The 15,588-nt window shown below is 71.2% G+C and carries 10 protein-coding genes and 1 pseudogene; 6 read left to right on the top strand and 5 right to left on the bottom strand.

Annotation, left to right across the window (positions count from 1 at the left end):
* Nucleotides 1-240 precede the first annotated feature (240 nt).
* The 3 genes and pseudogenes from glpK to StrepF001_RS47515 all read right to left on the bottom strand — a co-directional run.
* Entirely contained in the window at nt 241-1,755 is a 1,515-nt protein-coding gene (glpK, locus tag StrepF001_RS11415) for a glycerol kinase GlpK (RefSeq protein WP_129798150.1), read from the bottom strand.
* Nucleotides 1,756-1,766: 11 nt separating this feature from the next.
* A complete protein-coding gene (locus tag StrepF001_RS11420) occupies nt 1,767-2,603 on the bottom strand; it encodes an MIP/aquaporin family protein (RefSeq protein WP_129798151.1) in 837 nt (278 codons plus the stop codon).
* 198 nt (nt 2,604-2,801) lie between these two features.
* Nucleotides 2,802-2,950: pseudogene (locus StrepF001_RS47515) on the bottom strand (IS630 family transposase); the annotation flags it as partial.
* Nucleotides 2,951-3,061: 111 nt separating this feature from the next.
* On the opposite strand from StrepF001_RS47515, the gene StrepF001_RS11430 reads away from it, so the two are divergent.
* The 4 genes from StrepF001_RS11430 to StrepF001_RS11445 all read left to right on the top strand — a co-directional run bounded on the left by StrepF001_RS11430 (nt 3,062) and on the right by StrepF001_RS11445 (nt 9,296).
* A complete protein-coding gene (locus tag StrepF001_RS11430) occupies nt 3,062-3,811 on the top strand; it encodes a transposase family protein (RefSeq protein WP_129798031.1) in 750 nt (249 codons plus the stop codon).
* Between the two features lie 740 nt (nt 3,812-4,551).
* Nucleotides 4,552-7,500 (top strand): LuxR family transcriptional regulator, encoded by a 2,949-nt coding sequence (locus StrepF001_RS11435; RefSeq protein ID WP_129798153.1) that lies wholly within the window; start codon nt 4,552-4,554, stop codon nt 7,498-7,500.
* A gap of 16 nt (nt 7,501-7,516) precedes the next feature.
* A complete protein-coding gene (locus StrepF001_RS45525; RefSeq protein ID WP_165396225.1) occupies nt 7,517-7,669 on the top strand; it encodes a hypothetical protein in 153 nt (50 codons plus the stop codon).
* A 697-nt stretch (nt 7,670-8,366) separates the two neighbouring features.
* Nucleotides 8,367-9,296 carry a ParB N-terminal domain-containing protein gene (locus StrepF001_RS11445; RefSeq protein WP_240797394.1) on the top strand — a complete coding sequence of 310 codons (930 nt, stop codon included), beginning with the start codon at nt 8,367-8,369 and terminating at the stop codon, nt 9,294-9,296.
* 86 nt (nt 9,297-9,382) lie between these two features.
* On the opposite strand, the gene StrepF001_RS11450 is transcribed toward StrepF001_RS11445, so the two are convergent.
* Nucleotides 9,383-10,498 carry an alpha-hydroxy acid oxidase gene (locus StrepF001_RS11450; protein ID WP_129798436.1) on the bottom strand — a complete coding sequence of 372 codons (1,116 nt, stop codon included), beginning with the start codon at nt 10,496-10,498 and terminating at the stop codon, nt 9,383-9,385.
* 34 nt (nt 10,499-10,532) lie between these two features.
* The gene (gene hppD / locus StrepF001_RS11455; protein ID WP_129798156.1) at nt 10,533-11,621 is read right to left on the bottom strand and encodes a 4-hydroxyphenylpyruvate dioxygenase; all 1,089 of its coding nucleotides are present in this window, start codon (nt 11,619-11,621) and stop codon (nt 10,533-10,535) included.
* Nucleotides 11,622-11,896: 275 nt separating this feature from the next.
* On the opposite strand from hppD, the gene StrepF001_RS11460 reads away from it, so the two are divergent.
* Together StrepF001_RS11460 and StrepF001_RS50015 are read left to right on the top strand one after the other, a co-directional pair.
* Entirely contained in the window at nt 11,897-13,039 is a 1,143-nt protein-coding gene (locus tag StrepF001_RS11460) for a prephenate dehydrogenase (protein WP_129798157.1), read from the top strand.
* A gap of 167 nt (nt 13,040-13,206) precedes the next feature.
* A complete protein-coding gene (locus tag StrepF001_RS50015; protein WP_346656919.1) occupies nt 13,207-15,588 on the top strand; it encodes an aminotransferase class I/II-fold pyridoxal phosphate-dependent enzyme in 2,382 nt (793 codons plus the stop codon).

A 15,588-nucleotide genomic window follows, 5' to 3' on the forward strand; every position in this document is an offset into this window, starting at 1 on the left:
CGGCCCTCGCACACGTCGGGATCGGCGTCGGCTCCGCCCTCCTCGGCCAGGACACGCCGCTCACTCTGGCCGTGAAAGCGGTGTGGTGATCCCCGTTCCTCCTCGCCGTCGCCGCGTCCTCGCCCAGGAGAGTCAGTGACGGGCTGCGCCTGCACAAGCAGGCAGCTTCCATCCGAGCGCCCAGGTGATTTGCCGATGGTCATCGAGAACTTCTGACCCTGCAGGCGCCCGGAGTCCCGGTTATTCGACCTCGACCCAGTCGAGGCTGCGTTCCACGGCCTTCTTCCAGCCCGCGTAGCCCTTCTCCCGCTGCTCGTCGCTCCACTGCGGCTCCCACCGCTTCGACTCGTGCCAGTGCAGGCGGAGCTCGTCGGTGCTCTCCCAGAAGCCGGTGGCGAGCCCCGCGGCGTAGGCGGCGCCGAGCGCGGTGGTCTCGGCGACGACCGGGCGGCTGACCGGTACGCCGAGGACGTCGGCCTGGATCTGCATGCACAGGTCGTTGGCGGTGACGCCGCCGTCGACCCGCAGCACGTCGAGTGTCACCCCGGAGTCCTGCTCCATCGCCTCGGCCACGTCGCGGCTCTGGTAGCAGATGGCCTCCAGGGTCGCCCTGGCGAGGTGTGCGTTCGTGTGGAACCTGGCGAGACCGACGATCGCCCCCCGGGCGTCGGAGCGCCAGTAGGGCGCGAACAGGCCGGAGAAGGCCGGTACGAAGTAGATGCCGCCGCTGTCCTCCACCTGCCGAGCCAGTGTCTCGACCTCGGCGGAGGAGGAGATGATCCGCATCTGGTCGCGGAGCCACTGCACGGCGGACCCGGTGACCGCCATGGACCCTTCCAGCGCGTACACCGCCGGGGCGTCCCCGAACTGGTAGGCCAGCGTGGTCAGCAGGCCCGTGCTGGACCGGACGATCTCCGTGCCCGTGTTGAGGACCAGGAAGTTGCCGGTGCCGTAGGTGTTCTTCGCCTCGCCCGGGCGGAAGCAGACCTGGCCGACGGTGGCCGCCTGCTGGTCCCCGAGGACGCCGGTGATGGGTACGGCGGTCCGCAGCGGACGGGTCGTGCGGGTGGTCCCGAACGCCTCCGGGTGCGAGGACGGGTTGATGGCCGGGAGCATGGCGCGCGGGATGCCGAAGATGTCGAGCAGCTCGTCGTCCCAGTCGAGGGTCTCCAGGTTCATCAGCATGGTGCGGCTGGCATTGGTGACGTCCGTGGCGTGGATGCCGCCGTTCGGACCGCCGGTGAGATTCCACAGCACCCAGGCGTCCGTGTTCCCGAAGACGGCCCGGCCGTCCTCGGCGGCCTCTCGGACACCGTCGACGTTCTCCAGGATCCACTTGATCTTGCCGCCGGAGAAGTACGTCGCCGGTGGCAGCCCCGTCTTGCGCCGGATGAGGTCGCCGTGCTCCCGCTCCAGCGCCGCGGCGATCGAGTCGGTGCGGGTGTCCTGCCAGACGATCGCGTTGTAGTACGGCTGACCGGTGCTGGGGTCCCAGATGACCGTGGTCTCCCGCTGGTTGGTGATCCCGATGGCCGCCAAGTCGGCGGCGGACAGGCCGCCCAGGCGGACGGCGTTCTGGATCGTGGAGTTCGTACGTTCCCAGATCTCCACGGGGTCGTGCTCGACCCAGCCGGAGCGGGGAAAGATCTGCTCGTGTTCGAGCTGGTGGCGTGCGACCTCGTTGCCGTCGTGGTCGAAGATCATGAATCGCGTGCTGGTGGTGCCTTGGTCCACCGCACCGACGAATTCAGGCATGGTCGTCCCTCTCACTGGTCCGGCGCGGGCACCCGGCCGGGCTCCTGCTCGGCCTCGGGAGCCGGGAGGAAGGGGGTGATCAACAGGCGGTAGAGCAGTGCACCGAGCGGGCCGCCGATCAGAGGGCCGACGATCGGCACCCAGAAGTAGAGGTCGCCGTACTGATCACGCCAAGCGCCTCCGTAGCCCGTGAGGAACGCCGCCAGCCTGGGGCCGAGGTCACGGGCCGGATTGATCGCGTAGCCGGCGTTGGTTCCCCACGCCATGCCGATGGCGACGACGATCAGGCCGATGATGAACGGGGCCATGTTCGCGCCCGGTGGCGTGTTCAGCAGGTCGGTGACCGCGAAGACCAGCAGCACCAGCAGGGCAGTACCGATGATCTGGTCACGGAAGGCCCCGAACTGGCTGATCGGGAGACCGCCGTTGCCCGGCAGGGTGGAGAAGACGATCTCCGTCTTGTCGGTGTGGCCGGGGTCGGCCTTCGCCAGCACCTCGCTGTAGTTCCAGCGCACCAGCAGGGCAGCGACAAAGGCGCCTGCCGTCTGGGCCAGCGCATACGGCAGGACCTTGCTCCACGGGAAGCCCTTGAAGGCCGCGAGCGCGAGGGTGACCGCGGGGTTGATGTGGGCGCCGCTGACTCGCGCCGCCACGTAGACACCGAAGACGACGCCGAGACCCCAGCCCCAGGCGATGCTGTCGTGGTCACCCAACCCACCGTCGGTCAGCGCGCCACCGGCGACGACCTGCGCGACGACACCGCATCCGAAGAGAATGAGGATCATGGTGCCGGCGAACTCGGCAGAGAGTTCGCCGACGAGGCGTGCCTTGGACGTAGATTCCGGCATGTTCATATCCTCCGCAGCGCGGGCGCGAGCGGCCTCCGCAGGCGGGCCAATCGGGTGAACCGGCACCCGGAGCTCGGTGCCCGGAGGTGGAACGGCCGGTCAGGCTTCGGCGACGCGCAGTCGTCGCCCCCCTTGCCGCGGGGTGGAGATGTATCGCCCGTTCAGCTTGCCTTTCGACCTCGGCAGTGTCCTGTGTGCGAGGCGGTCCGGGAAGCGGCACATCACGCCGGCGTCGAAGGTCTCGGTGAACACCAGTGCATCCGGCCCTTGGTGCTGATCGCGGACATCGCGTTCACCGAGAACCGGTTGCCGGTGCGGCGCACGATCGGGGTGCGCCCCAGTGAGCCCTTTCAGGGTGGCCACTGATCGGGTGACGGGCTGCGGGTGCGAAACGGACAGGGCCCCGGTGCTGTTGAGGGAGGTGTTCGAAGTCTCAACTCATCAGCGCTGGAGCCCTGTTGGTTCCCCATCCTGCCGTACTCGACCTGCCGCACGCTCTCGTCGAGTGGCTCACGATGCTCATCGTCACCCGTGAGGGTGACCGCCGCTGCAAACTCCGTCCGTCCCAGCGTGCGCTGGTCGCTCTGGTCTACCTGCGCAAGCACGAGCCCCTGGCACAGATCGCCGAGGCCTTCCAGATCTCGGTCGGCACGGCCCACGCCTACACCTCGGCCGCCGTCAGCCTGCTCGCCGAGCGGGCACCGGGCCTGCTGAAGGCCCTGCGCGAGGCGGACCCGGACTACGTGCTGGTCGACGGCACGCTCGCCGAGTGCGACCGGGTCGGCGACAGCCGCAGCGACTACTCCGCCAAGCACCGCCGGCACGGAGTGAACCTGCAGCTGGTGAGCGACCCGGACGGACGACTGCTGTGGATCTCCCCGGCCCTGCCCGGACGCACCCACGACCTGACCGCCGCCCGCACCCACCGGATCATCCGGATCTGCGAGCGCCAGGGCGTTCCGATCCTGGCCGACTGCGCCTACATCGGGGCCGGTTCCTGGGTCACCACCCCACGACGGCGCCCTCCCGGAGGCGAGCTGACACCGACCCAGCAGACCGTCAACCGAGCGCTGTCGCGGACCAGGGCAGCCGTCGAGCGCGGCCCGGCCCGCCTGAAGACCTGGAAGATCTTCCGCAAGGCGCGATGCAGCCCGAATCGAATGACGTCAATCGCCAAGGCCGTCCTCACCCTGGAGCGTCAACGCTGAAAGGGCTCAGTGAATCGGGGCTGACGGCAGGCGATGCCTGCGGTATGCCGCCGGCATGAGGTATGTCCAGGGCGTCGGCCTGACAGCCGAGGCCCGTATGAAGGGGGAAGTCCACCCAGTACGGGGCCTTGTCCAGCATCCGGCACTTGGTCGAGAAGCCCGAGCTGAACGCCCCACCATCGAGGTGGAGTTTATCCATTCCGCCCTCGTATGGCCGGTGGCGTGGCCATGGCCGTCGCGGCTGGGGTGCCGCTGGGCTCCTGGGCCGGCCGGCTGCTCGGGTGGCGCGGCGCGTTCTGGCCGCCGTGACAGCACTGGTCATCGGCCGGTTCGTTCCCGCCGAAGAACAGCCTGCCACCGCCCCGCCCCCGCACACCGCTGAGCGCTGCGGACCGGGGCGGGTTGTTGACCGATTTCGCGGCTGGACGCCTGTCCGCAGTCTCCGCAGAGTTGCCCATACAGGGGTGAGTCGGGTCAGGGTGGTGCAGGATGTTGAAATCGTCGCGGCAGCGACGCGGAATGGATCACCCGCCATGCGGCCCGTACGGATGCGATGAGCCGCGGATTGCCGTGCATGTCGAATTCATCGAAGCCTTCGTCTCCTTTCGATGGCGTGTATTTTTCCGCTGTGGCAGAATCGGGCCCAGGTGGGGCGAAGTCAGAGTGGAGCGACCGATTCGGATCCTTCGGTGAAATTCGCATCGGGGAACGCTCGGTCAGGATACGGGGGGAACTGACTCATGGAACTGGTGGAGCGGGAAACCGAGTTATCCCTGATGCAGGACATGCTCGACGCCTGCGTGTCCGGGCGTGGCGCAGTCCTGCTGGTGAGTGGCGCGGCCGCCACGGGCAAGACAGCACTGCTTCGCGAGCTCGGTGCCCGCGCTGATTCCGCGCAGACGCTGTTTCTGCAGGCCACAGCGTCCGGCGCGGAGCGTTCGCTGCCGCTCGGCGTGATCGAGCAACTACTGCTCGGCGCTGGACTGCCGGGCGCCGACCTGGAAGTCGCCGTCAGCCGCTTCGACTGGGACGCGGCTGACGAACTGCGCGCCCCCGCGGAAAGGGAACTGCCCGCGGCGGTCGTCAGCGATATCACCGGCGTTTGCGGGATTCTGTTGGAAAAATCAAAAAAAATCCCACTGGTGTTGTGCGTCGATGACGTTCAGCATGCGGACGCCTATTCGCTGGAATGCCTGCTGTATGTGGCGCGCAGAAGCGAGACCGCCAGAATTCTGGTGGTGCTCGGCGAGAGCAGCAGCTTCCCGGTGGAGAATCCGCGATTCCGGATAGAGCTGCTCCGACTGCCGAGCTGCCGGCACATCCGGCTCCGGCTGCTCACGCGCCAGGGCGTCGGCAGGATGATCGCAGTCGGCGCAGAGGGGCGGCGGGCGCACCCGCCCGCCGAGGAGTTCCACCGGCTCAGCGGCGGGAACCCCCTGCTGGTGCGGGCCCTGCTCGACGACCGCCGCCAGCTCGCCGCGGACAGCGACGTGCCCCGTGGACCGACGGCGGAACCCGTACTCGGACCGGCCTTCGAACAGGCCGTCACCACCTGCCTGTACCGGAGCGACGCCGCTATGCGGCATGCAGCGTGGGCGCGCGCGGTACTCGGCCCGGACGCCTCGGACGCGACCCAGGCGGACGTCCTCTCCACCACACCCGAGGTGGCGCGCCGTGATCTGGACGCGCTGGACGGGACGGGGCTGTTCAGCTCCGGCTGGTTCCGCCACGACGCGGTCCGGCCCGCCGTCCTGCGCAGCATGGACCCGGCATACCGCGCCCGTCTCGAAGCCCGCGCCGCCCAGGTGCTGCATGACCATGGTGCCTCCGCGACCGCACTGGCCCGGCACCTGATCGCGGCGGAACCCTTCGACGCCCCGTGGGCGCTGCCCACCCTGTTGGAAGCAGCCGACCGAGCGCTGGCCGAGGACGAGACCGGATTTGCCCTGGACTGTCTGCGGGCCGCCCGCGACCGATGCCCCGACGAACGGCAGGCGCTGTCGATCAAGGCCCTGCTCATGCGAGTGGGCTGGCGAGCCGGTCCCGGTGCCGGTTCCGGCCAGCTGCCCGAACTGACCGCCGCCGCCCTCGCCGGACGGCTGGGAGTCCGGGACACCGAGGCGCTCATCGCCCATCTGCTGTGGTTCGGCCGGCTCGACCAGGCCCTCGAGGTGCTCGACACCGCCGAACGGCGCGACATCGAAGCGGCCGACGCCGACCCGGGCGACATCGGACCCGACGTGAAGGATCGTTTCGACGCCGTACGGCTGCGCATGGCCATCCGCTTCCCGGGGCTCTCGCAGCCCACCCCGTCCGGCATGGTGGGCGCCCTGCGCAGCTTGCTGCCCTACACCCGAGGCGTCGAACATCGGGCGATACGGCTGCTCGCCGATGTCATGGACCGGCCCGCCGACGCGGACGGCGAACGCGACGCCGTCGCCGCGCGGGCCGAGCAGATGCTGCAGGGCGCCCGCCTGGACGATCACACACTCCCGGTGATCCTGATCGCGCTGTCGGCTCTCGTCGTCGTCGACGACCTGGACAAGGCCGTCTCCTGGTGCGGCCTGCTGGTGAAGGAGGCGCAGGAGCGCCGTGCGCCGATGTGGCAGGCGCTGTTCGCGACGGTGAAGGCCCTCGTCGAGATCAGGCTTGGCGCACTGGCCGACGCCCGAGAGGCCGCCCGTACGGCGCTCGCCCTGGTCCCGCCCGAGGGATGGGGAGTCGCCGTTGCCGCCCCGCTCGCCGCGGCGCTGTTCGCCGAGGCCGCCGGGGGCAGACTGGAGGAGGCTGCCGACCGGCTCGGCGACCCCGTCCCGGAGGCGGCCTTCCACACCTGGGGCGGCGTCCTCTACCTCTCGGCGCGCGGCCGTTACTACCTCGCCGCCGGACGTCCGTATGCCGCCCTCGACGACTTCCTGGAGTGCGGCAGGCTGGCCACCCGATGGGGTCTCGACCGGCCGGACTGGCTGCCCTGGCGCGGCGACGCCGCCCAGGCCTGCCTCGTGCTCGGTGACATCCGGCGCGCCCGCGCCCTCGCCGAGGAACAGCTCACCCAGCTCGGCGGCCGACGCTCCTGGGCCCGCGGCGTCACGCTGCGCGTGCTCGCAGCCACCGTGCCCGTCGGGCAACGGCCGGCCCTCCTCGACGAAGCCATGGAAATCCTCCGGGAGCGCGGCCACCGCTACGAACTGGCCCGCGCTGCGGACGACTTGGCACGTACCCACCGCGAACTCGGCAACGCCGGACGAGCTCGGTCGCTGGCCCGTACCGCCCTGCGGCTGCTGCACGCGTGCGGCGCCGAGCAGCCGGCGTACGACCCGCCGGAGGCAGCCGCCGGCAGCGGTGGCGAGAGGGGTGGCGACAGGGGTGCCGAACAGCCCTCCACGCACGAGCGGTCGTGGCCGGCGACCGTCGGAACCCGCCCGCAGCCGGTGGACGAACTCAGCGATGCGGAACTGCGCGTGGCGACGCTCGCCGCCCGCGGGCACACCAACCGGCAGATCGCCGCGCAGCTGTTCATCACGGTCAGCACTGTCGAGCAGCACTTGACCCGCGTGTACCGCAAACTCAACGTCAGGCGCCGGATGGGCCTGGTGGCGCTGCTGCGCGGTACCGCGCAGCCGGACCAGCAGGAGTGGTCCCCGGGACAGGACGACGGCGAGGCAGGGAACCGGCTGCAGTCCTCGTAGGCGTCCGCACGCCGTCATGCCAACGGTGTCCGAGCGGGCGGCGGCCGGTGCCGTCGACGAGTGGTTCGGCCCTGCCCCGTTGCGGCCCTCCGAGTGCACGGCTCTTCTCCCTGACGTCCGCGTCGTCACCGGTGTGCCCGGCAGCGGTCCCGCGTTGCAACAGTTCTAGGAGACGTCCGGTCACACCGCGGTCAGCATTCGCTGTGTCCTCGGTGACCAGTGTGTGACCGCGCGTGTCCATTCTGGGTGCAGGACCGGTTGCCGCACGCCCTCCCCCCCCGTCGGCTCGCCGGCCACCCCCGGTTCCGTGCCCGTGTCGGCCACCGCCCCGAGCCGTGCCTCTTCCTCCGGTAGGGGGCGCGTAGGGGTGCTTAGGGGTGCCGCACCGAGATCGAATTGATAGGGGTACTGGCGGCAGAGCCGTTTTGTTACTGTTGCTGCGCGTTCGAGGCATCATCGCAGGTGGTGCGGTGAGGCCAGGTGGAAGTGAAGGACACCGGTCACGGCCGGGGTTCTCGCATTCGACGGGCACGCCACTTCTCACATTTCGACCGGACGGCCCGGGACGAAGACGGTACGGAAGTCATCCGGCTCACTCGGGAATTCGTCGGCGATCCCGGCGACACCGCTCCCGGTGCCCGTTCGAACCCGATGCAGGCCGGCCGATCAGGCCGTACGCCATCGTCGGCGCGCATTCTCGGTGGCCGAAGTGCGCCCATGCACGCCCACTTCGCGCCGACGGGGGCGCGTTGAACGGCACACCCGGGCACCGGTCACATCAGTTCACTTAGGGGGAAGCGGAATTGCAACCTGGTCACGGGACGGTTGATCAGAACCTGGTTGTGGAAGTCGAAATCGATTCTCTGGTGACGGGGGATTCGCCGCGTGTCTCCGGAGCCGATCCGGAACATGTGGAAGCACTCGTGGCGGCGCAGGCGCCGCTGCCTCCCATCATCGTGCAGCGATCCACCATGCAGGTCATCGACGGCCTGCACCGACTCAGCGCCGCCCGGCTCCGCGGCGACGACAAGATCGGCGTGGTGTTCTTCGACGGCGACGAGGCCGAGGCCTTCGTCCTGGCGGTGGAGTCCAACACCACGCACGGGCTTCCGCTGACCACGGCGGAGCGCAAGCTGGCGACCCGGCGCATCATTGCCTCGCACCCGCAGTGGTCGGACCGCATGATCGCCTCGGTCGCGGGCCTCGCGCCCGGGACGGTCGCGACGATCCGCCGGCAGACACAGGACGTGCCCACCGCGCAGACCGCCCGGATCGGACAGGACGGGCGGGTCCGCCCGATCGACATCGCCGAAGGGCGTCGGCTGGCCGGACAACTCATCGCCGAGAACCCAGGCCTGTCGTTGCGTCAGATCGCCCGCGCGGCGGCGATCTCCCCGGAGACGGCACGCGACGTGCGCAACCGCATGCTCAGGGGCGAGGACCCGATGCCGAAGTCGCGCACCCGCACACAGGCCGGAGGCGCCGCCCACGAGACCGAGCCGAGGGACTTCACCGTCCCGGCGGTGAGAACCGTTCTCGAACGGACGCCGGTACAGCACCGCACCGCCGTCGTGGAACGGCTCAGGGCGGACCCCGCCCTGCGGTTCAGCGAGACGGGGCGCGCACTGCTCCGGCTGCTCAACGTCTACACGATCAGCGCCCAGAACTGGGAGGAGATCATCGACAACGTCCCGCCGCACTGCGGTGGCATCGTGGTCCGCCTGGCCAACGAATGCGCCGGCATGTGGGCGGAGTTCGCCACGCGTCTGGAACGCAAGGTCGTCGAGAGCGCCTGACCGCGACGGCCGGCGCGATGCTGGTGACCACACCGATGAGCAGGCATGTGACGGCGAGCCCGAACCAGGGCCCGCCGTCACGGCGTTCAGGGTGCCCGCAGATTCCGTACGACGGTGCGCAGATGCCCGGCCGCGCTCACGTCGGAGCAGCCGGCCAGCCCGAGAGCGTCCCGCAGCTCCTCGGCCAGCAGCTCCAGCACCCGGCTCACGCCGGCCTCACCGCCCGCGCCCAGCCCCCACAGCACCGGCCGCCCCAGCAGGACACCGCCGGCTCCCAGGGCGAGCGCCCGCAGCACGTCCGTACCGCCGCGCACCCCGCTGTCCAGCAGCACCTCACAGCGGCCGGCGACGGCGGAAACCACCTCGGGCAGCGCCTCGATGCTGGGCACGGCACCGTCGAGCTGACGACCGCCGTGGTTGGAGACCACGACGGCGTCGACCCCGCACTCCGCGGCCCGCACCGCGTCCTGCGGTGACAGGACACCCTTGAGCACCAACGGCAGCCGGGTGCACTCCCGCAGCTCCGCCACGGACGACCAGGTCACCGCGGAGGAGAACGTCTCGCCGGTGTGCGCGGCCACCGCGGAGCCGGCCCCGCAGGGCCTGCGGTGCGCCGTCGACGTCCCCTCCGCGAGGTGCGCCGCCCGCACGTGGTCGGGCAGGGTGAACCGGTTGCGCACGTCCCGCAGTCTGCGGCCCATCCATGGCACGTCGACCGTGAGCATCACCGCCCGCGCCCCGGCGTCCTCCGCCCTGCGGGCCAGATCCAGCGCCCGGCCCGGCTCCCGCAGCCAGTACAGCTGGAACCAGACCGCGCCGCCCACCGCCGTGATCCGCTCGATCGGCACGCTGCTCATGGTGCTCACGGTGAACGGCACGCCCGCCCGCTCCGCCGCACGCGCGACGGCGAGTTCGCCCTCCGGATGCAGCAGCCGCTGGTAGGCGACGGGCGCCACCGCCACGGGCATCCGCACCGGTCGTCCCAGCAGCGTGGCGTCCGTCGTGCACCGCGACACGTCCCGCAGTACCCGGGGCACGACGAACACCCGGTCGAAGGCCGCCCGGTTGGCGTCCAGCGTCGTCTCGGCGCCGCTTCCCCCGGCCACGAAGTCCCGCACCCCGGCCGGGAGCACCGCTGCGGCGGCCCGCTCGACATCCGCGAGACAGCCCGCCTCCTCGAACTCCCGGGCCGCAGCACGCACCCCGGCGCTGCCCGAGTCCGTCCCGGGGCCCGGGTCAGCCACGCTGCTTCGTCCGCTCCAGCTCCACGGCCTCGTACAGGGCCTTGATGTTGGCGCTGCCGAAGGTCGCCGCCCCCTGGCGTTCGATGACCTCGTAGAAGAGCGTCTGCCGCGGGTGCCGGGAGGCGGTGAAGATCTGGAACAGGCGGCCGTCGTGGTCCTCGTCGGCCAGTACGTTCGTCTCCCGCAGGTCCGCCAGCCGCTGCGGATCCAGTGCGATGCGCTCGCCGAGCAGGTCGTAGTAGGCGGACGGAGTGCGCAGGAAGGTGACGCCGCGCGCGGTCAGGGACCGTACGGCGGTGACCGCGTCCCGCGAGGAGAACGCCAGGTGCTGCACGCCCGCTCCCTGGTGCCCCTTGAGGAACTCGTCTATCTGCCCGGGGGCGGCGGATACGTCCGGCTGGATCAGTGTCAGTGTCACCGTGCGCGACGGGCTCTGCACGACCGTCGACTCCATCGCCTGGGCGCCGACGACGATGCGCTCCTGGAAGATGTCCCGGAAGCCGAGGGCGGTGCGGTAGTAGTCGACGGTCGGCTGGAGTTCGCCGGCGTTCAGGCACACCGCCACGTGGTCCAGTCGGAGCAGGCCCGCGTCGTCGGCGGCCGCCTCGTCCGCGCCGGCCACGGGGGAGAAGCCGGCGGGAAGGCCGGGCCCCTCCTCGCAGGAGTGCTGGACGAGAGTGTGAACGACGTCGCCGAAGCCCCCGACGGTCGCCGTGACGAGGTCGCCGCCCGCATGACGGGTGGGCCGCCGCACGGCTCGGGCCCCGCGTTGCACCGCCGCCCGGAACGACGCCTCCGCGTCGGCGGTGCGCAGCGCGATGTCGGCGACGCCGTCCCCGTGCGCGACGACGTACGCCGCACCCGGGTGCTGGTCCGACGTCGCCTGGGTGAGGGCCAGGGTGATGCCGCCCTGACGCAGCGCCACCCCACGGTGCCGCGACGAAGCACTCGTGCCGACCACGGTGAAGGCGTACTCGTCGACCCAGGAGGACACGGCGGCCTCCAGGTCCGTGACGTACATCCCGACGTGGTCGATCGAGAGGTCCTCCAGCGGAACTGCTGCTTTCGATGAATCCGGCATGGGTGTCCCCCGGAAAAGGAGAGAAACAGGTTTTTGGAACTCTACGGATCCCGCCGGGGGAAGCGAACTGTCCGACCGACCGGCCGATGAACGAGGAGCATGAATAAGGTGGTTGAAAGTTCCCGTGGATAAAGATCCGTAAATGTCAAATGAATCGCCCGGACAGTGCAGGGATCGGCCGACTGACAGACGCCCGGCGCCGTGCGTAAACTCGCCTGGCCCATCGGTCCGTGGACGACGGCCTTTCGAACGGGTGATGTCTTGTGCTGCGCACCATGGCCGTGATCGGCACCGGCCTCATCGGTACCTCGATCGCCCTCGCCGCACGCCGACGGGGCGTGACGGTGTTCCTGGCGGACCGCGATCCGGTGGCCGCGCGGACGGCCGCCGCCCTCGGCGCCGGACTCGCCCGCGCCCCCGCGGCGCCGGTCGACCTCGCCGTGATCGCGGTGCCGCCCAGCCAGGTCGGCGGTGTGCTCGCCGAGGCCCAGACGAGCCGGCTCGCCCTCGGCTACACCGACGTGGCCAGTGTGAAGGCAGGGCCGGAGCGGGCCGCGCTGAGCCGGGCACCCGACCCCGAGCGCTACATCGGCGGCCATCCGCTGGCCGGCCGGGAGCGCTCCGGCCCGCTCGCCGCCCGCGCGGAGTTGTTCCAGGGCCGCAACTGGGCGCTCACCCCCTCCCGGGTGACCTCGCCGGCCACCCTCGACCGCGCCCTGTGCCTGGTGGAACTGTGCGGCGCCGTACCAGTGGTGATGCCAAGTCAGGAACATGACGCCGCCGTGGCCGTCACCTCGCATGTCCCGCACCTGGTGGCCAGCCTGATGGCGGCCCGGCTGCGGGACGGGCCGGCCGGGACGTCCCTGCTCGCCGGACAGGGCCTGCGTGACGTCACCCGGATCGCGGGCGGCGACTCCCGGCTGTGGGGCGACATCCTGCAGTCCAACGCGCCCGCCGTCGCCGACGTCCTCAGGGACCTGCACGCCGACCTGTCCCGGCTGGTACCGGCGCTCGACGCGCTCGCCCGGCCCGGGCACCGGGACCGCGAACTCGGCATGCGCACCCTGGTGGACCTGCTGGACCGGGGCATCCTCGGCCTGGCCGGCATCCCGGGCACGCGGCCACCGACGGCGCCCGGTGACCCGCGCGTTCGGGTCCGGGTCGTCGACCGTCCCGGGGAACTGGCGCGGCTGGTGGCGGCCACCGCAGGGCTCGGCGTGGCGGCGGAGGACGCCGACGTCGGCGCCGCCGACGCCGACAGTCTGGCCGTGCGGTTCACCGTGCCGCAGGCGGTCGCCGACCGCATGGTGGCCGAGCTGCGCAAAGGGGGCTGGTCCGCCGTGCGGGAGGACGCCGTGCGGCATGCCGGGGAGCAGCCGGGACGGGACGAGGGCGAGGACGTCGCGCTGCCGGTGTGATCCTCCGGGCGCGGGCGGCTCCGTTCGGCACTGTCATGCCGTCCGCACACCTGTCCAAGTGGACGAATCGGCCGGTTGGACGGTGTTGTCGGCACTCGCGGATTCATGTGACGCTGAGCGCCCGATAAGCGCCGTCCCGTGAACCGCAGACAACCGGGGGGAAATCCATGGTGAGTTCCGACGGCCGAGTGCGTGCGGTACGCGACGGCCGTATTCGGGGCACCGAATACGGCGACACGGAATCATCGTCCGCTGATTTCTCCCCGGCCGCTGGGTTCGCCGGAACCACGAACCGGGAGATGTTCGAACGCACCGGTTTGCGACAGGGCGTACGACGCAGTCCGGGACCGCCGGAAACCGCAGTGAAAATCCTCGGCCGTCTGTGGTCGGCGCCGCTTTTGGTCGGACCGCTCGCCGCCGCCCCCAGGCCCGGCGCCGAGCTGGCGGTGGTGCGGGCCGGGGGCGCGGCGGGCCTGCCGGCCGTCGTGAGCGCCTTCGCCGAGCGGACCTTCGGCGAACTGTCCTCGGCCGCCGGGGTCCCGCCGTGGCTGCGCACCTACTCCTTCCAGGAGCCCGGTACGGGCCGGGCGCTGGCCCGGCGGGCCGAGGAGGCCGGCTTCGGCGCCGTGGTCCTGGCGCTCGGTGACCGCGACGACATCCGGCTCGGCCCGGTCGCCGCCCCCGCCAACCTGGCCGACACCGGACCCATCACGGACGCACGGCGGCTGCTCGACGCCCATACCGACTGGGCGGCCGTGGGAAGGCTGCGCGCGGCCACCGAACTGCCGCTGCTGCTCTGCGGCGTGCACACCGCCGCCGACGCTGCTCGAGCGGTGGACGCCGGCGCCGACGGCATCGTGGTCACCGACCTCGCCGCACTGCCGCGGATCCGCGCGGCCGTGGCCGATGGCTGCCCGCTGCTGTTGAGCGGCGGCGTCCGCCGCGGCGCGGACGTCCTGACCGCACTGGCATCGGGAGCGGACGCGATCGTCGTGGGCAGACCCGTGCTGCAGGGGCTGCGCGTCAAGGGACGCGCGGGCGTGACCGAGACACTGAGCGCGCTGGTCCAGGAGCTGACCGAGGCGATGGCGTTCACCGGCACCGACACGGTCGCGGACGCCGGCCCCGACGTGATCCGCACGGCGGCGGGCCCGGCCCGTCCGGAGACCGGCACCCGGCCCGCGCACCCGGCGCACGGCCCGCGGGAGCCCCGGACCGAGACACCGTCACCGGGGGACACCGCGGCGGCGCCCCGTGCCCTGCGCAGGTCCGACCTGCACGCGAGCCTCAGCGACCCGGTCCTCGACACCATGACCTTCCTCAACGAGGTCACCCTGCGCCACCCGGACGCGATCTCCTTCGCTCCCGGTCGCCCCTACGACGGCTTCTTCGGCACCGAGCAGATCTTCCGCCACCTGCGGACCTACCTCGACCACCTGGCGGAGCAGGGCAGTTCACCGCAGCAGATCCGCACCGCGATGTACCAGTACGGCCCCACCGCCGGCCAGATCCGCGAGATCATCACGGACGCGCTGCGCGCCGACGAGGGCATCGACGTCCCTGCCGAGTCCATCGTGGTCACCGTCGGCGCCCAGGAAGCGATGCTGCTGGTGCTGCGCGCCCTTATCACCGGCCCCGACGACGTGCTGCTGGTCGCCAGCCCCTGCTACGTCGGCATCACCGGCGCGGCCCGGCTCCTCGACATCGCGGTGACCCCCGTCGAGGAACGGGAGAACGGCCTGGCCTGCGCCGACCTGGAGTCCGCGATCCTCAGGGAACGGGCACGCGGCCGTCGCCCTTGCGCCCTGTATGTGGTCCCGGACCACTCCAACCCCTCCGGCACCACCTTGGACGAGCGGGGCCGGGCCGACCTGCTCGAACTCGCGCACCGGCACGGCCTTCTCGTCCTGGAGGACAGCCCGTACCGCCTGGTGAGCCCCGGCCCGCCGCTGCCCACGCTGAAGTCGATGGACCGCACCCGTACGGTCGTCCACCTCGGCTCGTTCTCCAAGACGGTCTTCCCCGGCGCCCGCGTCGGCTTCGTCATCGCCGACCAGCCGGTCCTGGACGACGCCGGCCGCACCCATCTGCTCGCGGACGAACTCGCCCGGATCAAGAGCATGGTGACGGTCAACACGTCGTCGCTCAGCCAGGCCGCCGTCGCCGGCACCCTGTTGAGCGCCGACGGCCGCGTCTCCGACCTCACCACGGCGGCCGCCGCCTACTACGGCGACGCCATGCGGGCCACCCTGCGGGAGCTCGACGCCCGCCTGCCCGCCGTGCGCCGGGAAGCCCTGGGCGTCCGCTGGAACGAACCGACGGGCGGCTTCTTCCTGACCGTCCGGGTCCCCTTCCACGCGGACAACGGCGCGCTCACCCGCTCCGCACAGGACTTCGGCGTCATCTGGACGCCGATGACGTACTTCTACCCGGACGGCGGGGGGCTCGACGGCATCCGGCTGTCGACCAGCTACCTCACCCCCGCCGAGATCACCGAGGGCACGGCACGGCTGGTCCGCTTCATCGAGGCCGAGGCCGAACGGCCGTAG

This window comes from Streptomyces sp. F001 (assembly GCF_004187715.1).
Lineage (GTDB): Bacteria > Actinomycetota > Actinomycetes > Streptomycetales > Streptomycetaceae > Streptomyces > Streptomyces flavusporus.

Excerpts from the sequence above, each read along its gene's own strand:
- glpK (WP_129798150.1), bottom strand. The coding sequence starts at position 1,755 with ATGCCTGAATTCGTCGGTGCGGTGGACCAAGGCACCACCAGCACGCGA.
- StrepF001_RS11420 (WP_129798151.1), bottom strand. The coding sequence starts at position 2,603 with ATGCCGGAATCTACGTCCAAGGCACGCCTCGTCGGCGAACTCTCTGCC.
- StrepF001_RS11435 (WP_129798153.1), top strand. The coding sequence starts at position 4,552 with ATGGAACTGGTGGAGCGGGAAACCGAGTTATCCCTGATGCAGGACATG.
- StrepF001_RS45525 (WP_165396225.1), top strand. The coding sequence starts at position 7,517 with ATGCCAACGGTGTCCGAGCGGGCGGCGGCCGGTGCCGTCGACGAGTGG.
- hppD (WP_129798156.1), bottom strand. The coding sequence starts at position 11,621 with ATGCCGGATTCATCGAAAGCAGCAGTTCCGCTGGAGGACCTCTCGATC.
- StrepF001_RS11460 (WP_129798157.1), top strand. The coding sequence starts at position 11,897 with ATGGCCGTGATCGGCACCGGCCTCATCGGTACCTCGATCGCCCTCGCC.
- StrepF001_RS50015 (WP_346656919.1), top strand. The coding sequence starts at position 13,207 with ATGGTGAGTTCCGACGGCCGAGTGCGTGCGGTACGCGACGGCCGTATT.